The 21,998-nt window shown below is 62.9% G+C and carries 30 protein-coding genes; all 30 read left to right on the forward strand.

Going from position 1 to position 21,998, the window contains the following annotated elements; translation table 11 throughout:
• The first annotated feature begins 37 nt into the window (after window positions 1–37).
• The 30 genes from rpoC (at window position 38) to rpsD (ending at window position 21,947) form a co-directional block, all read left to right on the forward strand.
• Complete coding sequence (gene rpoC, locus ACSYAO_RS03910) at window positions 38–4,261, forward strand: DNA-directed RNA polymerase subunit beta' (RefSeq protein ID WP_049462863.1); 4,224 nt, start codon at window positions 38–40, stop codon at window positions 4,259–4,261.
• Between the two features lie 283 nt (window positions 4,262–4,544).
• Window positions 4,545–4,919 (forward strand): 30S ribosomal protein S12, encoded by a 375-nt coding sequence (gene rpsL, locus ACSYAO_RS03915; RefSeq protein ID WP_004145320.1) that lies wholly within the window; start codon window positions 4,545–4,547, stop codon window positions 4,917–4,919.
• Window positions 4,920–4,931: 12 nt separating this feature from the next.
• On the forward strand, window positions 4,932–5,405 hold the full coding sequence (gene rpsG, locus ACSYAO_RS03920; protein WP_004145321.1) for a 30S ribosomal protein S7: 474 nt from the start codon (window positions 4,932–4,934) through the stop codon (window positions 5,403–5,405).
• Between the two features lie 141 nt (window positions 5,406–5,546).
• A complete protein-coding gene (gene fusA, locus ACSYAO_RS03925) occupies window positions 5,547–7,688 on the forward strand; it encodes an elongation factor G (protein WP_049422946.1) in 2,142 nt (713 codons plus the stop codon).
• Window positions 7,689–7,740: 52 nt separating this feature from the next.
• Window positions 7,741–8,931 (forward strand): elongation factor Tu, encoded by a 1,191-nt coding sequence (gene tuf, locus ACSYAO_RS03930; RefSeq protein ID WP_049416993.1) that lies wholly within the window; start codon window positions 7,741–7,743, stop codon window positions 8,929–8,931.
• A gap of 332 nt (window positions 8,932–9,263) precedes the next feature.
• Window positions 9,264–9,575 (forward strand): 30S ribosomal protein S10, encoded by a 312-nt coding sequence (rpsJ, locus tag ACSYAO_RS03935; RefSeq protein ID WP_005408208.1) that lies wholly within the window; start codon window positions 9,264–9,266, stop codon window positions 9,573–9,575.
• Between the two features lie 11 nt (window positions 9,576–9,586).
• The gene (rplC, locus tag ACSYAO_RS03940; RefSeq protein ID WP_004145336.1) at window positions 9,587–10,237 is read left to right on the forward strand and encodes a 50S ribosomal protein L3; all 651 of its coding nucleotides are present in this window, start codon (window positions 9,587–9,589) and stop codon (window positions 10,235–10,237) included.
• A 12-nt stretch (window positions 10,238–10,249) separates the two neighbouring features.
• Complete coding sequence (gene rplD, locus ACSYAO_RS03945) at window positions 10,250–10,855, forward strand: 50S ribosomal protein L4 (protein ID WP_004145337.1); 606 nt, start codon at window positions 10,250–10,252, stop codon at window positions 10,853–10,855.
• A complete protein-coding gene (gene rplW, locus ACSYAO_RS03950; protein ID WP_004145338.1) occupies window positions 10,852–11,151 on the forward strand; it encodes a 50S ribosomal protein L23 in 300 nt (99 codons plus the stop codon). Before rplD ends, rplW begins: the two co-directional genes overlap by 4 nt.
• 10 nt (window positions 11,152–11,161) lie before the next feature.
• Window positions 11,162–11,989, forward strand: a complete 828-nt coding sequence (gene rplB, locus ACSYAO_RS03955) for a 50S ribosomal protein L2 (RefSeq protein WP_004145339.1) — start codon at window positions 11,162–11,164, stop codon at window positions 11,987–11,989.
• Window positions 11,990–11,995: 6 nt separating this feature from the next.
• A complete protein-coding gene (gene rpsS / locus ACSYAO_RS03960) occupies window positions 11,996–12,265 on the forward strand; it encodes a 30S ribosomal protein S19 (RefSeq protein ID WP_004154485.1) in 270 nt (89 codons plus the stop codon).
• Between the two features lie 12 nt (window positions 12,266–12,277).
• Window positions 12,278–12,613, forward strand: coding sequence for a 50S ribosomal protein L22 (gene rplV / locus ACSYAO_RS03965; protein WP_004145348.1), 336 nt, complete (start codon window positions 12,278–12,280; stop codon window positions 12,611–12,613).
• Between the two features lie 18 nt (window positions 12,614–12,631).
• Window positions 12,632–13,366 (forward strand): 30S ribosomal protein S3, encoded by a 735-nt coding sequence (gene rpsC / locus ACSYAO_RS03970; protein ID WP_004145350.1) that lies wholly within the window; start codon window positions 12,632–12,634, stop codon window positions 13,364–13,366.
• Between the two features lie 5 nt (window positions 13,367–13,371).
• Entirely contained in the window at window positions 13,372–13,785 is a 414-nt protein-coding gene (rplP, locus tag ACSYAO_RS03975) for a 50S ribosomal protein L16 (protein WP_004154486.1), read from the forward strand.
• A complete protein-coding gene (gene rpmC, locus ACSYAO_RS03980) occupies window positions 13,785–13,970 on the forward strand; it encodes a 50S ribosomal protein L29 (RefSeq protein ID WP_004154487.1) in 186 nt (61 codons plus the stop codon). Before rplP ends, rpmC begins: the two co-directional genes overlap by 1 nt.
• Window positions 13,971–13,981: 11 nt before the next feature.
• Window positions 13,982–14,251 (forward strand): 30S ribosomal protein S17, encoded by a 270-nt coding sequence (gene rpsQ, locus ACSYAO_RS03985; RefSeq protein WP_004154489.1) that lies wholly within the window; start codon window positions 13,982–13,984, stop codon window positions 14,249–14,251.
• A gap of 11 nt (window positions 14,252–14,262) precedes the next feature.
• Window positions 14,263–14,631, forward strand: coding sequence for a 50S ribosomal protein L14 (gene rplN / locus ACSYAO_RS03990; protein ID WP_004145357.1), 369 nt, complete (start codon window positions 14,263–14,265; stop codon window positions 14,629–14,631).
• A 16-nt stretch (window positions 14,632–14,647) separates the two neighbouring features.
• A complete protein-coding gene (rplX, locus tag ACSYAO_RS03995) occupies window positions 14,648–14,965 on the forward strand; it encodes a 50S ribosomal protein L24 (RefSeq protein ID WP_004154490.1) in 318 nt (105 codons plus the stop codon).
• A gap of 11 nt (window positions 14,966–14,976) precedes the next feature.
• Window positions 14,977–15,519 (forward strand): 50S ribosomal protein L5, encoded by a 543-nt coding sequence (gene rplE / locus ACSYAO_RS04000; protein ID WP_004154491.1) that lies wholly within the window; start codon window positions 14,977–14,979, stop codon window positions 15,517–15,519.
• 18 nt (window positions 15,520–15,537) lie between these two features.
• Complete coding sequence (gene rpsN, locus ACSYAO_RS04005) at window positions 15,538–15,843, forward strand: 30S ribosomal protein S14 (protein ID WP_005408209.1); 306 nt, start codon at window positions 15,538–15,540, stop codon at window positions 15,841–15,843.
• Window positions 15,844–16,102: 259 nt separating this feature from the next.
• Window positions 16,103–16,501 (forward strand): 30S ribosomal protein S8, encoded by a 399-nt coding sequence (rpsH, locus tag ACSYAO_RS04010; RefSeq protein WP_005408210.1) that lies wholly within the window; start codon window positions 16,103–16,105, stop codon window positions 16,499–16,501.
• Between the two features lie 18 nt (window positions 16,502–16,519).
• Entirely contained in the window at window positions 16,520–17,044 is a 525-nt protein-coding gene (gene rplF / locus ACSYAO_RS04015) for a 50S ribosomal protein L6 (RefSeq protein ID WP_005408211.1), read from the forward strand.
• A gap of 80 nt (window positions 17,045–17,124) precedes the next feature.
• Window positions 17,125–17,484 (forward strand): 50S ribosomal protein L18, encoded by a 360-nt coding sequence (gene rplR, locus ACSYAO_RS04020; protein ID WP_024957318.1) that lies wholly within the window; start codon window positions 17,125–17,127, stop codon window positions 17,482–17,484.
• 161 nt (window positions 17,485–17,645) lie between these two features.
• A complete protein-coding gene (gene rpsE, locus ACSYAO_RS04025) occupies window positions 17,646–18,188 on the forward strand; it encodes a 30S ribosomal protein S5 (protein ID WP_005408213.1) in 543 nt (180 codons plus the stop codon).
• On the forward strand, window positions 18,181–18,372 hold the full coding sequence (gene rpmD / locus ACSYAO_RS04030) for a 50S ribosomal protein L30 (protein WP_005408214.1): 192 nt from the start codon (window positions 18,181–18,183) through the stop codon (window positions 18,370–18,372). The genes rpsE and rpmD overlap by 8 nt, the downstream gene beginning before the upstream one ends.
• 6 nt (window positions 18,373–18,378) lie before the next feature.
• Window positions 18,379–18,822 (forward strand): 50S ribosomal protein L15, encoded by a 444-nt coding sequence (gene rplO / locus ACSYAO_RS04035; protein ID WP_004154498.1) that lies wholly within the window; start codon window positions 18,379–18,381, stop codon window positions 18,820–18,822.
• A 7-nt stretch (window positions 18,823–18,829) separates the two neighbouring features.
• On the forward strand, window positions 18,830–20,197 hold the full coding sequence (gene secY, locus ACSYAO_RS04040) for a preprotein translocase subunit SecY (RefSeq protein ID WP_005408215.1): 1,368 nt from the start codon (window positions 18,830–18,832) through the stop codon (window positions 20,195–20,197).
• 347 nt (window positions 20,198–20,544) lie between these two features.
• Window positions 20,545–20,901, forward strand: coding sequence for a 30S ribosomal protein S13 (gene rpsM, locus ACSYAO_RS04045; RefSeq protein ID WP_004154500.1), 357 nt, complete (start codon window positions 20,545–20,547; stop codon window positions 20,899–20,901).
• An 11-nt stretch (window positions 20,902–20,912) separates the two neighbouring features.
• Window positions 20,913–21,302: a 30S ribosomal protein S11 gene (rpsK, locus tag ACSYAO_RS04050; protein WP_004145443.1), complete on the forward strand. Its 390-nt coding sequence runs from the start codon at window positions 20,913–20,915 to the stop codon at window positions 21,300–21,302.
• A gap of 15 nt (window positions 21,303–21,317) precedes the next feature.
• A complete protein-coding gene (rpsD, locus tag ACSYAO_RS04055; protein ID WP_004145446.1) occupies window positions 21,318–21,947 on the forward strand; it encodes a 30S ribosomal protein S4 in 630 nt (209 codons plus the stop codon).
• The last annotated feature ends 51 nt before the right edge of the window (window positions 21,948–21,998 follow it).

Below are 21,998 nucleotides of genomic sequence, written 5' to 3' on the forward strand. Positions count from 1 at the left end.
GCCCATCGACACAGCATTCCTCCTTCTGGAGAACACCATGAAAGACCTGCTCAACCTCTTCAACCAGCAGCGCCAGACGCTGGACTTCGACGCGATCAAGATCGCGCTGGCTTCGCCGGACCTGATCCGTTCGTGGTCCTTCGGCGAAGTGAAGAAGCCGGAAACCATCAACTACCGTACCTTCAAGCCGGAACGCGACGGCCTGTTCTGCGCCGCCATCTTCGGCCCGGTGAAGGACTACGAGTGCCTGTGCGGCAAGTACAAGCGCATGAAGCACCGCGGCGTGGTCTGCGAAAAGTGCGGCACCGAAGTGACCCTGGCCAAGGTGCGTCGCGAGCGCATGGGCCACATCGACCTGGCTTCGCCGGTCGCGCACATCTGGTTCCTGAAGTCGCTGCCGTCGCGCATCGGCCTGATGCTGGACATGACCCTGCGCGACATCGAGCGCGTGCTGTACTTCGAAGCCTACGTGGTGACCGAGCCGGGCCTGACCGCCCTGGAGCGCCGCCAGCTGCTGACCGAAGAACAGTACCTGCAGGCCCGCCAGGAGCACGGTGACGACTTCGACGCCGCGATGGGCGCCGAGGCCGTGTACGAACTGCTGCGCACGATCGACCTGCAGTCGGAAATGACCCGCCTGCGCGAGGAAATCGCCGCTACCGGTTCGGAAACCAAGCTCAAGCGCCTCACCAAGCGCATCAAGCTGATCGAAGCCTTCCTGGAATCGGGCAACCGTCCGGAGTGGATGGTCATGACCGTGCTGCCGGTGCTGCCGCCGGACCTGCGTCCGCTGGTCCCGCTGGATGGCGGCCGCTTCGCGACCTCCGACCTGAACGACCTGTACCGCCGCGTCATCAACCGTAACAACCGCCTGCGCCGCCTGCTCGAACTGAGCGCGCCGGATATCATCGTGCGCAATGAAAAGCGCATGCTGCAGGAATCGGTCGATGCGCTGCTGGACAACGGCCGTCGTGGCCGTGCCATCACCGGCACCAACAAGCGCCCGCTGAAGTCGCTGGCCGACATGATCAAGGGCAAGCAGGGCCGCTTCCGCCAGAACCTGCTGGGCAAGCGCGTCGACTACTCGGGCCGTTCGGTCATCGTGGTCGGTCCGTACCTGCGCCTGCACCAGTGCGGCCTGCCGAAGAAGATGGCGCTTGAGCTGTTCAAGCCGTTCGTCTTCGCCAAGCTGCAGCGTCGTGGCCTGGCCACCACCATCAAGGCCGCCAAGAAGCTGGTCGAGCGCGAAGAAGCCGAAGTCTGGGACATCCTGGAAGAGGTCATCCGCGAGCATCCGGTGATGCTGAACCGTGCGCCGACCCTGCACCGTCTGGGCATCCAGGCGTTCGAGCCGGTGCTGATCGAAGGCAAGGCCATCCAGCTGCACCCGCTGGTCTGCACCGCGTTCAACGCCGACTTCGACGGTGACCAGATGGCCGTCCACGTGCCGCTCTCGCTGGAAGCCCAGCTGGAAGCGCGTGCGCTGATGATGTCGACCAACAACATCCTGTCGCCGGCCAACGGCGAGCCGATCATCGTGCCGTCGCAGGACGTCGTGCTGGGTCTGTACTACATGACCCGCTCGCTGGAAAACAAGAAGGGCGAGGGCATGGCCTTCGCCAACATCGCCGAAGTGAAGCGTGCCTACGACAACCGCGTGGTGGAACTGCACGCGCGCGTCAAGGTCCGCATCACCGAAGTGGTGACCGACGAAGACGGCAACAAGCAGAACAAGACCTCGATCGTGGACACCACGATCGGTCGCGCCCTGCTGGCTGAAATCCTGCCGGAAGGCCTGCCGTTCGCGCTGGCCAACACCGAGCTGACCAAGAAGAACATCAGCCGCCTGATCAACTCCAGCTACCGCCAGCTGGGCCTGAAGGACACGGTCGTGTTCGCCGACAAGCTGATGTACACCGGCTTCGCGTACGCGACCCGCGCCGGCGTCTCGATCGGCATCGACGACATGCTGATCCCGGACGAGAAGAAGGGCATCCTCACCGAGGCCGAAGCCGAAGTGCTGGAAATCCAGGAGCAGTACCAGTCGGGCCTGGTCACCGCCGGCGAGCGCTACAACAAGGTGGTCGACATCTGGTCGCGCACCAACGAGCGCATCGCCAAGGCGATGATGGACACCATCGGTACCGAGAAGGTGGTCAATGCCAAGGGTGAGACCATCGACCAGAAGTCGATGAACTCGCTGTACATCATGGCCGACTCCGGTGCGCGTGGTTCGCAGGCGCAGATCCGTCAGCTGGCCGGCATGCGTGGCCTGATGGCCCGCCCGGACGGCTCGATCATCGAGACGCCCATCAAGGCGAACTTCCGCGAAGGCCTGAACGTGCAGGAGTACTTCAACTCCACCCACGGTGCCCGTAAGGGTCTGGCCGATACCGCGCTGAAGACCGCGAACTCGGGTTACCTGACCCGTCGTCTGGTCGACGTGGCACAGGACGTGGTGATCACCGAGGTGGATTGCGGTACCACCGAAGGCCTGATCATGACCCCGATCGTGGAAGGCGGCGACGTGGTCGAACCGCTGAAGGACCGTGTGCTGGGTCGCGTGGTTGCCGAGGACGTGTTCCTGCCGGGCAACGACGAAGATCCGATCGTCACCCGCAACACCCTGCTGGACGAAGCCTGGGTTGCCAAGCTGGAAGACGCCGGCGTGCAGACCATCAAGGTCCGCTCGACCATCTCCTGCGAATCGGCCTTCGGCGTCTGCTCGCGCTGCTACGGCCGCGACCTGGCCCGTGGCCACCTGGTCAACATCGGTGAAGCGGTCGGCGTCATCGCCGCCCAGTCCATCGGTGAGCCGGGTACCCAGCTGACCATGCGTACGTTCCACATCGGTGGTGCGGCGTCGCGAGCTGCTGCGGTCGACAACATCACCGTCAAGACCACCGGCTCGGTCAAGTTCAGCAACCTCAAGTCGGTCGAGCATGCCAACGGCTCGCTGGTGGCAGTGTCGCGCTCGGGCGAAATCTCGGTGCTCGATGCCCACGGCCGTGAGCGTGAACGTTACAAGCTGCCGTACGGTGCGACCATCACGTCCAAGGACGGTGATGCGATCAAGGCTGGCCAGACCGTGGCCAACTGGGATCCGCATAACCACCCGATCGTGTCGGAAGTGGCCGGTTTCATCCGCTTCATCGACTTCGTCGACGGCATCACCGTCATCGAGAAGACCGACGAGCTGACCGGCCTGGCGTCGCGCGAAATCACCGATCCGAAGCGTCGTGGTACCCAGGCCAAGGACCTGCGCCCGATCGTGCGCATCGTCGACGCCAAGGGCAACGACCTGTCGATTCCGGGCACCGACCTGCCGGCGCAGTACCTGCTGCCGCCGCGCTCGATCGTCAACCTGCAGGACGGCGCTGCCGTCGGTGTGGGTGACGTGGTCGCCAAGATCCCGCAGGAAGCGTCGAAGACCCGCGACATCACCGGTGGTCTGCCGCGCGTGGCCGATCTGTTCGAAGCGCGCAAGCCGAAGGATCCGGCGGTGCTGGCCGAGCGTTCGGGCATCATCAGCTTCGGCAAGGACACCAAGGGCAAGCAGCGCCTGATCATCAAGGACACCGATGGTTCGGAGCACGAAGAGCTGATCCCGAAGTACCGCCAGGTCATCGTGTTCGAAGGCGAGCATGTCACCAAGGGTGAAACCATCGTGGACGGCGAGCCGAGCCCGCAGGACATCCTGCGCCTGCTGGGTGTCGAACCGCTGGCCGCCTACCTGGTGAAGGAAATCCAGGACGTGTACCGCCTGCAGGGCGTGAAGATCAACGACAAGCACATCGAGGTGATCACCCGCCAGATGCTGCGCAAGGTCGAGATCACCGACCAGGGCAGCAGCAAGTTCCTGAACGGCGAACAGGTGGAGCGCCAGCGCGTTATCGAGGAGAATGCCCGCCTTGCAGCCCGCAATGAGCTGCCGGCGCACTTCGATCCGGTCCTGCTGGGTATCACCAAGGCGTCGCTGGCGACCGAATCGTTCATCTCGGCCGCTTCGTTCCAGGAAACCACCCGCGTGCTGACCGAAGCGGCCGTCCGCGGCACCTCGGACAACCTGCGTGGCCTGAAGGAAAACGTCATCGTGGGTCGCCTGATTCCGGCCGGTACCGGCCTGGCGTACCACAGCAACCGCCGTCGCGGCGCTTCCGGCCTCACCGAGTCGGAAATGCAGACCCTTGCCGGCACCCCGGCCGCGGTCGAGGCACCGGTGGTTGAAGCCGAAGCTGAACAGGCGTCGGGCGAAGAATGAGGTATCCGGTCCGGCTGCAAGGCCGGACCACCCCGTCGGTCCATCGATGGGAGTGGGAAAGGGCAGGGAGATCGTCCGCGATCGACCCTGTCAATCTGAACGGGGTACATGGAGGCCCCCCAGTAACGTCCCGGGATCAGGGACGGGCTTGACAGGAGGCGTTTGACTGCTTTCCTGGCAGGTTGCTACAATCGTCTGTCTCAGCAGGCCAGAATTTCGGCCTGCTTTAACATTTCCGCATCTCTGGTCGGATTTTCCGGCCACCAATCAGAAGAACCTACTGATGGCGACGATCAACCAGCTGGTCCGCAAGCCGCGGCAAGCGACCACCTACAAGAGTGCCTCGCCGGCGCTCGACAAGTGCCCGCAGCGCCGTGGCGTCTGCACCCGTGTCTACACCACCACTCCGAAGAAGCCGAACTCGGCTCTGCGCAAGGTTGCCAAGGTCCGCCTGACCAACCAGGAAGAAGTGATTTCCTACATCGGTGGTGAAGGCCACAACCTGCAGGAGCACTCCGTGGTCCTGATCCGCGGCGGTCGCGTCAAGGACCTGCCGGGTGTGCGTTACCACACCGTTCGTGGCTCGCTCGACGCCGCCGGCGTTGCCAAGCGTCGCCAGGCCCGTTCCAAGTACGGCGCCAAGCGTCCGAAGGCATAAGGAGAGAGCACTATGTCGCGTAAGGGTAATACTCCGCAGCGTTCCGTCCTGCCCGATCCGAAGCACGGAAGCGAAACCATCGCCCGCTTCATCAACATGGTCATGCAGAGCGGCAAGAAGTCCGTCGCCGAAAAGATCGTGTACGGCGCCATGGACGTGATCACCGAGAAGAACAGCAGCGCCAACGCCATTGAACTGGTGCAGAAGGCTCTGGACAACGTCGCTCCGGCGGTCGAAGTCAAGTCGCGCCGCGTCGGTGGTGCCACCTACCAGGTGCCGGTCGAAGTGCGTTCGTCGCGCAAGATGGCCCTGGCCATGCGCTGGCTGATCGACTCCGCGCGCAAGCGTGGCGAGAACACCATGCCGAAGAAGCTGGCTGCTGAACTGATCGACGCCTCGGAAAACCGTGGCGGCGCCATCAAGAAGCGCGAAGAAACCCACCGCATGGCCGAAGCCAACAAGGCATTCGCCCACTACCGCTGGTGAGTTTGACGGCCTTGTAAAACAGGCAGGGCAGCACCACTTCGGTGCGTGCTGCCTCGCGGTCCCAGAAGGGCTGCGCCAATCCGAAGGCCGCCGAAAGGCGGCGTTCGGCCATCCGAAATCCAAGAAATCTGAGAGGCTCCCGTGGCCCGTTCCACTCCCATCGAGCGTTACCGTAACTTCGGCATCATGGCTCACATCGATGCCGGCAAGACCACCACGTCCGAGCGCATCCTGTTCTACACCGGCAAGAGCCACAAGATCGGTGAAGTGCATGACGGCGCCGCCACCATGGACTGGATGGAGCAGGAGCAGGAGCGTGGCATCACGATCCAGTCCGCTGCCACCACCGCGTTCTGGAAGGGCATGGACAAGTCCCTGCCGGAGCACCGCTTCAACATCATCGACACCCCCGGGCACGTCGACTTCACCATCGAAGTGGAGCGCTCGCTGCGCGTGCTCGACGGTGCCGTCTTCGTCCTGTGCGCCGTCGGTGGCGTGCAGCCGCAGTCGGAAACCGTGTGGCGCCAGGCCAACAAGTACCACGTGCCGCGCATCGCGTTCGTCAACAAGATGGACCGTACCGGTGCCAACTTCCAGAAGGTCGTCGGCCAGCTGAAGGCCAAGCTGGGCGCGGTTGCCGTGCCGATGCAGCTGCCGATCGGCGCTGAAGACAACTTCAAGGGCGTCGTCGACCTGCTGAAGATGAAGGCCATCCACTGGGATGAAGCTTCGCAGGGCATGAAGTTCGAATACGGCGACATCCCGGCCGAACTGCAGGGCCCGGCTGAAGAGGCTCGCCAGTTCATGGTCGAGACCGCTGCCGAAGCCAGCGAAGAGCTGATGGAAAAGTACCTGGGCGGCGAAGAGCTGGCCGAGGCTGAAATCATCAATGCCCTGCGTACCCGCACCCTGGCCACCGAGATCGTGCCGATGTACTGCGGCTCGGCCTTCAAGAACAAGGGCGTGCAGGCCATGCTGGATGGCGTGATCCAGCTGCTGCCGTCGCCGGTCGACGTGCCGGACGTGAAGGGCGTGGACGTTGACGACGACACCGTCGAAATGACCCGCAAGTCGGACGACAAGGCTCCGTTCTCGTCGCTGGCCTTCAAGATCATCACCGACCCGTTCGTCGGCGCGCTGACCTTCTTCCGTGTCTACTCGGGCACCCTGAACGGTGGCGACACCGTGCTGAACTCGGTGAAGGGCAAGAAGGAGCGCATCGGCCGCATCCTGCAGATGCACTCGAACAACCGCGAGGAAATCAAGGAAGTTCTGGCCGGTGACATCGCCGCTGCCGTGGGCCTGAAGGACACCACCACCGGTGACACCCTGTGCGCCGTGGACGCCCCGATCATCCTGGAGCGCATGACGTTCCCGGAGCCGGTGATCTCGATGGCCGTCGAGCCGAAGACCAAGTCGGACCAGGAAAAGATGGGCCTGGCCCTGGGCCGTCTGGCACAGGAAGATCCGTCGTTCCGCGTCAAGACCGACGAAGAATCCGGCCAGACCATCATCTCGGGCATGGGCGAGCTGCACCTGGACATCATCGTTGACCGCCTGAAGCGCGAGTTCAACGTTGAAGCCAACGTTGGCGCGCCGCAGGTGGCCTACCGCGAAACCATCACCCTGGCTGACGTCAAGTCGGACTACAAGCACGCCAAGCAGTCCGGTGGTAAGGGTCAGTACGGTCACGTCGTGATCGAACTGTCGCCGATCACTGCTGCCGACCGTGCCGATCCGAAGATCGCTCCGATGATCAAGGACGACTTCCTGTTCATCAACGACATCACCGGCGGCGTGATCCCGAAGGAATTCATCCCGTCGGTCGAGAAGGGCCTGCGCGAAACCATCACCAGCGGCCCGCTGGCTGGCTTCCCGGTCGTGGACGTCAAGGTGAAGCTGGTGTTCGGTTCGTATCACGACGTCGACTCCTCGGAAATGGCGTTCAAGCTGGCTTCGTCGATGGCCTTCAAGCAGGGCTTCGCCAAGGCCAAGCCGGTGCTGCTGGAGCCGATCATGAAGGTCGAGATCGTGACCCCGGAGGATTACCAGGGTGACGTGATGGGCGACGTCAGCCGTCGTCGCGGCGTGCTGCAGGGTTCCGACACCACCGGTGACGGTTCGGCCAGCATCATCAACGCGATGATCCCGCTGGGTGAAATGTTCGGCTACGCCACTGCACTGCGTTCGCAGACCCAGGGCCGCGCCACCTTCACCATGGAATTCGATCACTACGAGCCGGCTCCGACCAACATCGCCGAAGCCGTCATGAAGAAGGGCTGAGCCTCGCTCAGCCTCTCTTGAAACCACTTACGAACAATCAAGGTATAGAACAATGGCAAAGGGTAAGTTCGAACGCACCAAGCCGCACGTCAACGTCGGCACCATCGGTCACGTCGACCACGGCAAGACCACGCTGACCGCCGCACTGACCAAGATCGGTGCCGAGCGCTTCGGTGGCGAGTTCAAGGACTACTCCTCGATCGACGCCGCGCCGGAAGAAAAGGCGCGTGGCATCACGATCTCGACCGCGCACGTCGAATACGAATCCCCGATCCGTCACTACGCCCACGTTGACTGCCCGGGCCACGCTGACTACGTCAAGAACATGATCACCGGTGCCGCCCAGATGGACGGCGCGATCCTGGTGTGCTCGGCCGCTGACGGCCCGATGCCGCAGACCCGTGAGCACATCCTGCTGTCGCGCCAGGTCGGCGTGCCGTACATCGTCGTGTTCCTGAACAAGGCCGACATGGTGGACGACGCCGAGCTGCTCGAGCTGGTCGAGATGGAAGTGCGCGAGCTGCTGAGCAAGTACGAGTTCCCGGGCGACGACACCCCGATCATCGCCGGTTCGGCCCGTCTGGCGCTGGAAGGCGACCAGAGCGACATCGGCGTGCCGGCCATCCTGAAGCTGGTCGACGCGCTGGACAGCTGGATTCCGGAGCCGGAGCGTGCGATCGACAAGCCGTTCCTGATGCCGGTGGAAGACGTGTTCTCGATCTCGGGCCGCGGCACCGTGGTGACCGGTCGTATCGAGCGCGGCGTGATCAAGGTTGGCGACGAAATCGAAATCGTCGGCATCCGTCCGGTGCAGAAGACCACCGTGACCGGCGTTGAAATGTTCCGCAAGCTGCTGGACCAGGGTCAGGCAGGCGACAACGCTGGCCTGCTGCTGCGCGGCACCAAGCGTGACGACGTCGAGCGTGGCCAGGTGCTGGCCAAGCCGGGCACGATCAAGCCGCACACCAAGTTCGAAGGCGAAGTGTACGTCCTGTCGAAGGACGAGGGCGGCCGCCACACCCCGTTCTTCAACGGCTACCGTCCGCAGTTCTACTTCCGCACCACCGACATCACCGGCGCCGCCAAGCTGCCGGAAGGCGTCGAAATGGTGATGCCGGGTGACAACGTCAAGATGGAAGTCACCCTGATCAACCCGGTGGCCATGGACGAAGGTCTGCGCTTCGCCATCCGCGAAGGCGGCCGTACCGTCGGCGCCGGCGTGGTCTCGAAGATCATCGAGTAATCTGGTAGTATCAGCGCCCCGATGTTGCCTGGGTAGGGCATCGGGGCGTATCAAATGGGAAAGCAGGCACAGGATGTGCCTTGTGTTCCCCGGACCAGGAAGGGTCAATGCCATTCAGGCGGCGTCAACAGGCGACTGTTGACAGCTGCCTTGCGTGCCATTATGCTTCTACGTCTGGGCAGGCCGGGTAACTGGTCTGCCTACGTTTTTGAGGTCGATGGATTGACCTTGGCGGCCTGCAGGACTGCGGGCTGTCCGTATTCAGGAATTTCATGGGACAAAGCAACCCAGAGGCTTTGTCTGTCGCTCTTTTAACGAAGGAACCTACCGCCATGGCGGACCAAAAGATCCGGATCCGGCTGAAAGCGTTCGATCATCGTCTGATCGACCGTTCGGCCAGCGAGATCGTTGAAACGGCAAAGCGGACCGGCGCGCAAGTGCGTGGCCCGATCCCGCTGCCGACCAAGATCGAGCGTTACACCGTTCTCGTTTCCCCGCACGTCGACAAGGACGCGCGTGACCAGTACGAGACCCGCACGCACAAGCGCGTGCTCGATATCGTTGACCCGAATGACAAGACCGTGGACGCGCTGATGAAGCTCGAACTGGCTGCCGGCGTCGACGTTCAGATCAAGCTGACCTGAGGACTACGACCATGACGAAGAAGTATTCGTTGGGCTTCGTGGGCCGCAAGGCTGGCATGAGCCGCGTGTTCACTGAAGATGGCCGCTCCATCCCGGTGACCCTGATCGAAGCAACCCCGAACCGCATCGCGCAGATCAAGACCGTCGAAACCGACGGCTACAGCGCCGTGCAGGTGACCGTCGGCGCGCGTCGCGCTGCCCTGGTCAACAAGCCGGAAGCCGGCCACTTCGCCAAGGCGAAGGTGGAAGCGGGTCGTGGCCTGTGGGAATTCCGCGTTGAAGACGCGCAGCTCGGCGATTTCGCCGTTGGCGGCGAAGTCAAGGCGGACATCTTCGAAGTCGGCCAGATCGTCGACGTCCAGGGTGTCACCAAGGGTAAGGGCTTCCAGGGCACCATCAAGCGCCACAACTTCCGTATGGGCGATGCAACCCACGGTAACTCGCTGTCGCATCGCGCGCCGGGTTCGCTGGGTCAGCGCCAGACCCCGGGTCGCGTTTTCCCGGGCAAGAAGATGTCGGGCCACATGGGCGCGGTGCAGCAGAGCACCCAGAACCTGGAAGTGGTCAAGGTCGACGTCGAGCGCGGTCTGATCGCCGTTCGCGGCGCCGTTCCGGGCGCGGCGGGTGGCGACGTGATCGTCCGTCCGGCGAGCAAGGCATAAGGAGAGATGACGATGGAACTCGTTATCACGGGTAGCAACAACAAGGTCTCGGTCTCCGACGCCGTGTTCGGTCGCGATTTCAGCGAAGATCTGGTCCACCAGGTCGTCGTTGCCTACCGCAACGCCGGTCGCGCCGGCACCAAGGCACAGAAGACTCGCTCCGAAGTGGCTGGTACCACCAAGAAGTCGAAGAAGCAGAAGGGCGGCGGCGCGCGTCATGGCGCACTGACGGCTCCGATCTTCGTCGGCGGCGGTGTCACCTTCGCGGCCAAGCCGCGCAGCTTCGAGCAGAAGGTCAATCGCAAGCAGTACCGTGCCGCCATGTGCGCGATCCTGTCCGAGCTGAACCGTCAGGGCCGTCTGACCATCGTGGAGTCCTTCGACGTCGAAGTGACCAACACGAAGGGTCTGATCGCCAAGCTGGCCGGCCTGGAAGTGGGCAAGCGCCCGCTGATCGTCACCGAAGAAGCGTCCGAGCACCTGTACCTGTCCGCCCGCAATCTGCCGTACGTGCAGGTGCGTGACGTCCAGGGTCTGGATCCGGTCTCGCTGGTGGGTGCCGACACGGTCGTCATCACCGCTGACGCGGTCAAGAAGGTCGAGGAGTGGCTGGCATGAACAGCAACGAAAAAATCTTCAGCGTGCTGCGTGCCCCGCGTGTCTCCGAAAAGACCGCGCGCCTGCAGGAACTCTCCAACCAGTATGTCTTCGAAGTTTCGAACGAAGCCACCAAGGCCGATGTAAAGGCCGCGGTTGAGCAGCTGTTCGACGTCAAGGTCGAAGCCGTCAACGTGGTCAACGTCAAGGGCAAGAACAAGTCCTTCCGTAACCGTGCTGGCCGCCGCGGCGATTGGCGCAAGGCGTACGTTCGCCTGGCCGATGGCCAGTCGATCGATGTAACGGCCAAGGCCTGAGGTACATCCCATGCCATTGATGAAATTCAAGCCCACTTCCCCCGGCCGCCGTTCGGCCGTGCGCGTGGTCACTCCCGACCTGCACAAGGGTGCTCCGCACGCTGCGCTGGTCGAGTCGCAGAGCCGCTCGGGTGGTCGTAACCACCATGGCCGCATCACCGTGCGTCACGTCGGTGGTGGTGCCAAGCAGCACTACCGCATCATCGACTTCAAGCGCAACAAGCTGGGCATCCCGGCGCGCGTGGAACGCATCGAATACGATCCGAACCGCACCGCGCACATCGCTCTGCTGTGCTACGTCGACGGTGAGCGTCGCTACATCATCGCCCCGAAGGGCCTGAAGGCTGGTGATCAGGTGATCGCTGGTTCGGATGCCCCGATCAAGGCTGGCAACACCCTGCCGCTGCGCAACATTCCGGTCGGCACCACCATCCACTGCATCGAACTGAAGCCGGGCAAGGGCGCTCAGATCGCTCGCGCCGCTGGTGCGGCCGTGCAGCTGGTGGCTCGCGAAGGCATCTACGCCACCCTGCGCCTGCGCTCGGGTGAAATGCGTAAGGTTCCGGTCGAGTGCTGCGCCACCATCGGCGAAGTCGGCAACGACGAGCACAGCCTGGAAAAGCTGGGCAAGGCCGGTGCCAAGCGTTGGCGCGGCGTCCGCCCGACCGTTCGTGGTGCTGCCATGAACCCGGTTGACCACCCGCACGGTGGTGGTGAGGCGAAGGCCGGCCAGGGTAACCCGCATCCGGTCACCCCGTGGGGTGTCCCGACCAAGGGTTACAAGACGCGCCATAACAAGCGCACTCAGCAGTTCATCGTCCGCGATCGTAGGGGCTAATCGACCATGGCACGTTCACTCAAGAAGGGCCCGTTCGTCGATCACCACCTCGTCAAGAAGGTGGAGGCCGCTGCGGGCAGCAAGAAGCCGATCAAGACCTGGTCGCGCCGTTCGATGATCCTGCCTGACATGGTAGGCGTCACCATTGCCGTGCATAACGGCAAGAACCACATCCCGGTTCTCGTCAACGAGAACATGGTCGGCCACAAGCTCGGCGAATTTGCCATCACCCGGACCTTCAAGGGTCACGGTGGTGACAAGAAGTCGGGCAAGTAAGGAGAGATGACAATGGAAGCGAAAGCCATCCTGCGCACTGCGCGCATCTCCCCGCAGAAGGCTCGTCTGGTCGCTGACCAGGTGCGCGGTCTGCCGGCCGAGCGTGCGGTCAACCTGCTGAAGTTCTCGGACAAGAAGGCTGCCCACCTGATCAAGAAGGTGGTGGAGTCGGCAATTGCCAACGCCGAGAACAACCAGGGCGCCGACGTCGACGAGCTGAAGGTTCAGACCATCATGGTTGATGAAGGTCCGACCCTGAAGCGTTTCATGGCGCGGGCGAAAGGCCGCGGTACCCGCATCCTCAAGCGCACCAGCCACATCACTGTGGTTGTGGGCGCCGCCAAGTAAGCGGATAAGGAAAAGACCATGGGTCATAAAGTTCATCCGATTGGTATCCGCCTCGGCATTTCCAAGGACTGGAACTCCAAGTGGTACGCCAACAAGGCCGAGTTCGCTGGTTACCTGGCAGCCGACCTGAAAGTGCGCGAAATGCTGCGCAAGAAGCTGGCTCAGGCCGGCATCAGCAAGATCCTGATCGAGCGTCCGGCCAAGACCGCTCGCGTGACGATCCACACCGCCCGTCCGGGCGTGGTGATCGGCAAGCGCGGTGAGGACATCGAGAAGCTGCGCAAGGAAGTGAGCGAGATGATGGGCGTCCCGGCGCACATCAACGTCACCGAAGTGCGCAAGCCGGAACTGGACGCGCAGCTCGTTGCCGAGTCGATCGCCCAGCAGCTGGAGCGTCGCATCATGTTCCGCCGTGCAATGAAGCGCTCGGTCGGCAACGCGATGCGCCTGGGTGCCCTGGGCATCAAGGTCAACGTCGGTGGCCGCCTCAACGGTGCAGAAATCGCCCGTTCGGAGTGGTACCGCGAAGGCCGCGTGCCGCTGCACACCCTGCGTGCCGACATCGACTATGGCTTCGCTGAAGCCAAGACGACCTACGGCATCATCGGCATCAAGGTCTGGATCTACAAGGGCGAGGTCTTCGATTTCTCCCAGGTTGGCCAGGAAAAGCAGGACGACACCCCGTCGCGCAACGATCGTCACGATCGCGGCGACCGTGGTGACCGTCAGCGCCCGGCCCGTGAAGCGAGGTAACGACAATGTTGCAACCCAAGCGAACCAAGTACCGCAAGGTACACAAGGGCCGTAACGATGGCCTGAGCTGGAGCGCCAACGCTGTCAGCTTCGGCGAATACGGCCTGAAGGCAACCGCACACGGTCAGCTGACCGCGCGTCAGATCGAAGCGGCCCGCCGCTCGATCAGCCGCTACGTCAAGCGCGGCGGCAAGATGTGGATCCGCGTGTTCCCCGACAAGCCCATCACCAAGAAGCCCATCGAAGTCCGAATGGGTTCTGGTAAGGGCAACGTGGAATACTGGGTGGCCCAGATCCAGCCCGGCCGCATGATCTATGAAATCGAGGGTGTTTCCGAGGAAGTGGCTCGCGAGGCGTTCCGCCTGGCCGCCGCCAAGCTCTCGGTCACCACCACTTTCGTGACCCGTACGGTGCGCTGATGGATATCAAAACTCTCCGTGAAAAGTCGGCTGACGAACTCAAGGCCCACCTGATCGACCTGCGTAAGGAACAGTTCTCTGTCCGTATGCAGCAGGTCACCGGCCAGCTGCCGAAGACCCACGACATTCGCCGGGTCCGCCGCGAGATTGCTCGCGTCAAGACCCTGCTCGGCAGCACGAAGTAAGGATGGCCGCTATGAGCGACAATACTGAAAAGAAGACGCTGCGCACGGTCGAAGGCCGTGTCGTCAGCAACAAGATGGACAAGACGGTTACCGTCCTGGTTGAGCGTCAGGTCAAGCACGCGCTGTACGGCAAGTACATCAAGCGCTCGACGAAGCTGCACGCCCACGATGCCGACAACGCCTGCAAGGAAGGCGATGTCGTCCGCGTGACCGAGATTGCTCCGATGTCCAAGACCAAGAACTGGCGCGTGGTGGAAGTCATCACGCGCGCGGCTGAATAAGGAGCTGAATCATGATCCAGATGCAGAGCTACCTTGACGTCGCGGACAATTCGGGTGCCAAGCAGGTGATGTGCTTCAAGGTGCTGGGTGGTTCCAAGCGCCGTTACGCCGGCATCGGCGACATCATCAAGGTCACCGTGAAGGATGCGATTCCGCGCGGCAAGGTCAAGAAGGGTGAAGTGTATGACGCCGTCGTGGTGCGTACCCGCAAGGGTGTGCGTCGCGCCGACGGCTCGCTGATCCGCTTCGACGGCAACGCTGCCGTTCTGCTGAACAGCAAGCAGGAGCCGATCGGTACCCGTATCTTCGGGCCGGTGACCCGTGAACTTCGTTCGGAGAAGTTCATGAAGATCGTCTCGCTCGCTCCCGAAGTGCTGTGAGCGACAGGAGATAATCATGGCTAACCGTATCAAGAAGGGCGACCAGGTTGTCGTCAACGCTGGCAAGGACAAGGGCAAGCAGGGCGAAGTCGTCCGCGTCGACGGCGACCGTGTGGTCGTCGCCAACGTGAACATCGTCAAGCGCCACACCAAGCCGAACCCGCAGGCAGGTGTTGCCGGCGGCGTGGTCGAGCGCGAAGCTTCGATCCATATCTCCAACGTGAATGTTCTGAACCCGGCTTCGGGCAAGGGCGAACGCGTTGGCTTCAAGGTGCTGGAGGATGGACGCAAACTGCGTGTGTTCCGCTCCAGCGGTGAGGCGCTCGACGCCTGAGGAATGAGAAGATGAGTTCCCGTCTCGAAAAGTTCTACAAGGACGAAGTGGTGCCGGCGCTGATGAAGCAGTTCGGCTACACCAATCCGATGGAAGTGCCGAAGCTGGTCAAGGTCACCCTGAACATGGGTGTCGGCGAAGCGGCCACCAACAAGAAGATCCTGGAAAACGCCGTCGGCGACATGACCAAGATTTCCGGCCAGAAGCCGGTTGTCACCAAGTCGCGTGTGTCGGTTGCGTCGTTCAAGATCCGCGATGGTTGGCCGATCGGCTGCAAGACCACGCTGCGTCGCCACAAGATGTACGAGTTCCTGGATCGCCTGATCAACATCTCGCTGCCGCGCGTGCGCGACTTCCGTGGTGTTTCCGGTCGTTCCTTCGACGGCCGCGGCAACTTCAACATGGGTGTGAAGGAGCAGATCATCTTCCCGGAAATCGACTTCGACGCTGTCGACGCGATCCGCGGTATGGATATCGCCATCACCACCACTGCGAAGACCGACGCGGAAGCGAAGGCGCTGCTGGCAGCGTTCAAGTTCCCGTTCCGTAACTGATCTGTCGAGGAAACCGAAATGGCAAAGACCTCCATGGTCAACCGCGACATCAAGCGGGAAAAGCTGGCAAAGAAGTACGCTGAAAAGCGTGCAGCTCTGAAGAAGATCGTGTCCTCCGTGGACGCGACCTACGAAGAGAAGATCGACGCCGCAACCAAGCTGGCCAAGCTGCCGCGCGATTCGTCGCCGAGCCGCCAGCGCAACCGTTGCGAGCTGTCGGGTCGTCCGCGTGGCGTCTACAGCAAGTTCGGCCTGGGCCGTAACAAGCTGCGTGAAGCCACCATGCGTGGCGACGTCCCGGGTCTGCGCAAGGCCAGCTGGTAATCCCAGCCGGCCCTGCGATCAGGCGCCCCTTCGGGGGTGCCTGAACCGGGCAGGGGAGGCATTCAGCTTTCCCGACGCAAAAAAAACCGAAGAGCCCGGCGCAAGCCGGGCTCTTTTGGCGTATACTCCCGCGTCTTGCCCTGTGCAGACGGGGTTGTAGGAGTGGGCTTTCGGCCCGCTGCAACAAGGGACCTGGCCCGTTTCCAGGAGACAACAGATTTTCGCGAAAGCGGATATCGGTGCACTCAAAGGTACTCATATGAGCATGACTGATCCCATCGCCGACCTGCTGGTCCGCATCAAGAATGCGGCCGCGGTTGGCAAGCAGACGGTGAAAGCCCCGTCGTCCAAGATCAAGGTTGCGATTGCCCAGGTCCTGAAGGACGAGGGTTACATCACCGACCTGCGCGTGACCCAGCTGGAAAACAACAAGTCCGAGCTGGAAATCGTGCTGAAGTATTTCGAAGGCAAGCCGGTCATCGCGACCCTGAAGCGCTTCTCGCGTTCGGGCCTGCGCCAGTACCGCGGCAAGAGCGAACTGCCGAAGGTCATGAACGGCCTGGGTATCTCCATCATTTCCACCTCCAAGGGCATCATGACTGATGCGCAGGCGCGCCAGCTGGGCGTCGGCGGCGAAGTCCTGTGCTTCGTGGCCTAAGGCGAAAGGAGTAGAACTATGTCCCGCGTAGCCAAGAAGCCGATCGACCTGGGTAAGGTTGAACTGAACGTCCAGTCGGACAGCGTCACCGCCAAGGGCCCGAAGGGCACCCTGTCGCTGGCCAAGCCGGCCGGTATTGCCATCAACGTCGACAACGGCGTTGCCACCCTGAGCACCGAGAACGCCGACCTGGTCGCACTGACCGGTACCGTGCGTGCGATCCTGTCCAACATGGTCAAGGGCGTGTCCGAAGGCTTCGAGCGCAAGCTGGAGCTGGTCGGCGTGGGTTACCGCGCTGCCATGCAGGGCAAGGACCTGAGCCTGTCGCTGGGCTTCTCGCATCCGGTCGTGTTCGTGGCGCCGGAAGGCATCACCCTGTCGACCCCGACCCAGACCGAGATCCTGGTCCAGGGCGCTGACAAGCAGGTCGTCGGTGAAGTTGCCGCCAAGATCCGTGCGTTCCGCAAGCCGGAGCCGTACAAGGGCAAGGGCGTGAAGTACTCCGACGAAGTCATCATCCGTAAGGAAGCCAAGAAGGCGTAAGTGCGAGTCCCTCGCAAGAGCCCGCACATCCTTGTGCGGACTCCTCAGGGAAAAGCCCAACCTTCAGCTTTCAAGGAATAATCAAAATGAACAAGAACATCGCCCGCCTGCGTCGCGCCAAGTCGACCCGCGCCCACATCCGTGAGCTCGGCGTCGCCCGCCTGTCGGTGCTGCGCACCGGCCAGCACCTGTACGCCCAGGTCTTCACCGCCGACGGTTCCAAGGTGCTGGCTGCTGCCAACACCACCCAGACCGACGTCATGGAAGGCCTGAAGAACGGCAAGAACGCCGACGCCGCCGCCAAGGTCGGCCGTATCGTCGCTGAGCGCGCCAAGGCCGCCGGCGTCGAGAAGGTTGCCTTCGATCGTTCGGGCTACCGCTACCACGGCCGCATCAAGGCCCTGGCAGAAGCCGCCCGCGAAGCCGGCCTGCAGTTCTAAGGGACAAGGGCAGGGGGCCATTGGCCTCCTGCCTGCCTGCTCGCCAGCCTGAGTGAGGCTGGACGGCGCCGCTCTTCTGCAGCGGCCCACCGGAACGCCGCGTCACGCCACAACCATAAGCGGCTTCGAGCCGTACATACCCAAACAACCAAGGAATCAACATGGCAGAAGAGCGTCAGCAGCGGGGTCGCGATCGCGACCGTAACCGCGAAGAGAAGATCGACGACGGCATGATCGAAAAGCTGGTCGCGGTCAACCGCGTCAGCAAGACCGTCAAGGGTGGCCGCCAGTTCACCTTCACCGCCCTGACCGTTGTCGGCGACGGCGAAGGCAAGGTCGGTTTCGGTTATGGCAAGGCCCGCGAAGTGCCGGTCGCCATCCAGAAGTCGATGGAACAGGCCCGCAAGAACCTGGTCAGTGTTGACCTGAACAACGGCACCCTGTGGCACACCATCAAGGATGGTCACGGCGCAGCCCGCGTGTTCATGCAGCCGGCTTCGGAAGGTACCGGCGTCATCGCCGGCGGTGCCATGCGCGCCGTGCTGGAAGCGGTTGGCGTGAAGAACGTGCTGGCCAAGGCCACCGGTTCGCGCAACCCGATCAATCTGGTGCGTGCCACCGTGAAGGGCCTGTCTGCTGCGCAGTCGCCGGCCCGCATCGCGGCCAAGCGCGGCAAGAAGGTGGAGGAACTCAACCATGGCTAATGAGTCCAACAAGACTGTCAAGGTCCGCCTGGTGCGTGGCCTGCGTGGCACCCAGTCGCGTCACCGCCTGTCGGTGCGTGCCCTGGGCCTGAACAAGCTCAACGATGTGCGTGAACTGAAGGACAGCCCGCAGGTGCGCGGCCTGATCAACAAGGTTCAGTACCTCGTCCAGGTTGAGGAGTAATCGACCATGACTCTGCGTCTCAATGAACTGAGCCCGGCACCGGGCGCCCGCACCGAGCGTACCCGCGTCGGTCGCGGTATCGGCTCGGGCCTGGGCAAGACTGCCGGCCGCGGCCACAAGGGTTCGTTCGCCCGCAAGGGTGGCGGCAAGATCAAGGCTGGCTTCGAAGGCGGCCAGACCCCCATGCAGCGTCGTCTGCCGAAGATCGGCTTCCGTTCGCCGATCGCCAAGGACACCGCTGAAGTGCTGCTGTACGCGCTGGACAAGCTGCCGGCCGGTGAGATCGACTTCGCCGCCCTGCGTGCTGCCAAGCTGGTCCCGAGCACTGCAAAGAAGGCCAAGGTCGTCGTCAAGGGCGAAGTGACCAAGGCGTTCACCCTGAAGGGTATCGCTGCCACGGCGGGTGCCAAGGCTGCGATCGAAGCTGCCGGCGGCAGCGTAACGGAGTAAGAAAATCATGGCGCAAGCTGGCATCGGTAACCTCGCGGGCGGAATGGGCAAGTTCACTGAACTTCGCCAACGTTTGCTGTTCGTCGTCGGGGCTTTGATCGTCTATCGCATCGGCTGCTACGTGCCGGTGCCAGGCGTCAATCCCGATGCCATGCTTGCCATGATGCAACAGCAGGGCGGCGGCATCGTGGACATGTTCAACATGTTCTCGGGCGGCGCCCTGCACCGTTTCAGCATCTTCGCGCTGAACGTGATGCCGTACATTTCGGCATCGATCGTGATGCAGCTGGCCGTGCACATCTTCCCCGCCCTGAAGGCGATGCAGAAGGAAGGTGAGTCCGGCCGCCGCAAGATCACCCAGTATTCGCGCATCGGCGCCGTGCTGCTGGCAGTGGTGCAGGGCGGCTCGATCGCACTGGCCCTGCAGGGCCAGGTCTCGCCGTCGGGCGCTCCGGTCGTGTACGCGCCGGGCATGGGCTTCGTGCTCACCGCCGTGGTCGCGCTGACCGCCGGCACCATGTTCCTGATGTGGGTCGGTGAGCAGGTCACCGAACGCGGCATCGGCAACGGCGTGTCGCTGATCATCTTCGCCGGTATCGTCGCTGGCCTGCCGGGTGCGATCATCCACACCTTCGACGCCTACCGCGACGGCAACATCCAGTTCATCCAGCTGCTGCTGATCGCCATCGTCGTGCTCGCCTTCACCTTCTTCGTGGTGTTCGTCGAGCGTGGCCAGCGCCGGATCACGGTCAACTACGCGCGCCGCCAGGGCGGTCGTAACGCGTACATGAACCAGACCTCGTTCCTGCCGCTGAAGCTCAACATGGCCGGCGTCATCCCGGCGATCTTCGCCTCGAGCCTGCTGGCGTTCCCGGCCACCCTGGCCATGTGGTCCGGCCAGGCTGCCAACCAGAGCAGCTTCGGCCAGGTCCTGCAGAAGGTGGCCAATGCTCTCGGCCCGGGCGAGCCGCTGCACATGATCGTGTTCGCTGCGCTGATCACCGGTTTCGCGTTCTTCTATACCGCGCTGGTGTTCAACTCGCAGGAAACCGCCGACAACCTGAAGAAGTCGGGCGCGCTGATTCCGGGCATCCGTCCGGGCAAGGCCACCGCCGATTACATCGATGGCGTGCTGACCCGCCTGACCGCAGCCGGCTCGGCCTACCTGGTGATCGTCTGCCTGCTGCCGGAACTGATGCGCACGCAGCTGAACGCCTCGTTCTACTTCGGTGGTACTTCGCTGCTGATCGTGGTGGTGGTGGTGATGGACTTCATCGCCCAGGTGCAGGCGCACCTGATGTCCCACCAGTACGAGAGCCTGCTGAAGAAGGCCAACCTGAAGGGCGGCAACCGCGGCGGTTTTGCCCGCGGCTGATTGGCCTGTTATACTTTCGTCTTCCTGACGTGATGGTCCCTCCGCTTCGCGGACTCCGGCCACACAAACGAAGGGCGGTCCCCGCAGCGGTTCCGGGTGGGGGTGTGATGAGGTGGTCCCGCGCTGGAGTAGCGCGGGCGGCCCCGGGGGAAACCCCAGGTCCAACCCCATCCGGCGCCGGAGCCTGGGCACACTCCCCAGGCCGGGTTCATGAAACCAATGGTTTCACGGGCTTCCATGTAAACCGGAACCTTGTTAGTATCGCTAGTTCACTTTTTTGATCCATCCTGCCGGATTGGCGTGCCCGAGGCGCGCTGTCGGCCATCACTCAGCTGGAGAACCGCGTCATGGCGCGTATTGCAGGCGTCAACCTGCCAGCCCAGAAGCATGTCTGGGTCGGGTTGCAAAGCATTTACGGCATCGGCCGTACCCGTTCGAAGAAGGTCTGCGAAGTCGCAGGCGTTGCTTCGACCACCAAGATCCGCGATCTGTCGGAGCCGGAAATCGAGCGCCTGCGCGCCGAAGTCGGCAAGTACATCGTGGAAGGCGATCTGCGCCGTGAGATCGGCATCGCGATCAAGCGCCTGATGGACCTGGGCTGCTACCGCGGCCTGCGTCACCGTCGTGGCCTCCCGCTGCGTGGCCAGCGCACCCGTACCAACGCCCGCACCCGCAAGGGTCCGCGCAAGGCGATCAAGAAGTAAGGGACTGAGAAATGGCTAAGCCCGCTGCTAAGACCAAGAAGAAGATCAAGCGCGTCGTCACCGACGGCGTTGCCCACGTCCACGCTTCGTTCAACAACACCATCGTCACCATCACCGACCGCCAGGGCAACGCTCTGTCGTGGGCGACCTCCGGTGGCGCTGGCTTCCGCGGTTCGCGCAAGTCGACCCCGTTCGCTGCCCAGGTGGCCGCTGAAAAGGCCGGTCGTGCTGCGCTGGACTACGGCGTGAAGTCGCTGGAAGTCCGCATCAAGGGCCCGGGTCCGGGCCGTGAGTCGGCCGTGCGTTCGTTGAACAACGTCGGCTACAAGATCACCAACATCATCGACGTGACGCCTATCCCGCACAACGGGTGCCGTCCGCCGAAGAAGCGTCGCGTCTAAAGGGAGCGATAAGAAATGGCTCGTTATATCGGTCCTACCTGTAAGCTCGCCCGTCGCGAAGGCGCCGACCTGTCCCTGAAGAGCCCGGCGCGTGCGCTGGACTCGAAGTGCAAGCTGGAGCAGAAGCCCGGCCAGCACGGCGCCACTGCCCGCAAGGGCAAGCTGTCCGACTACGCCACCCAGCTGCGTGAAAAGCAGAAGGTCAAGCGTATCTACGGCCTGCTGGAGCGTCAGTTCCGCAACTACTACAAGAAGGCCTCGACCAAGAAGGGCAACACCGGCGAGAACCTGCTGCAGCTGCTGGAAACCCGCCTGGACAACGTCGTCTACCGCATGGGCTTCGCCGTGACCCGTCCGGCTGCCCGTCAGCTGGTGTCGCACCGCGGCGTCACCGTGAATGGCAAGTCGGTCAACCTGGCTTCGTACCAGGTCAAGGCTGGCGACGCCATCGCTCTGTCTGAAAAGGCTGCCAAGCAGCTGCGCGTCCAGGAAGCCCTGACCGTCGCCGCCCAGCATGACCTGAGCCCGTCGTGGGTTGAAGTGGATTCCGGCAAGTTCACCGGCATCTTCAAGGCTGTTCCGGATCGTTCGGATCTGCCTGCGGACATCAACGAAGCGCTGATCGTCGAGCTGTATTCGAAGTAATTCACATTGGAGAGCCCCCGGCGACGGCCGGGGGTTCACTAGGAGAACCCG

It is taken from the genome of Stenotrophomonas sp. STK16_22 (assembly GCF_051984505.1).
Taxonomy (GTDB): Bacteria; Pseudomonadota; Gammaproteobacteria; order Xanthomonadales; family Xanthomonadaceae; genus Stenotrophomonas; species Stenotrophomonas maltophilia_A.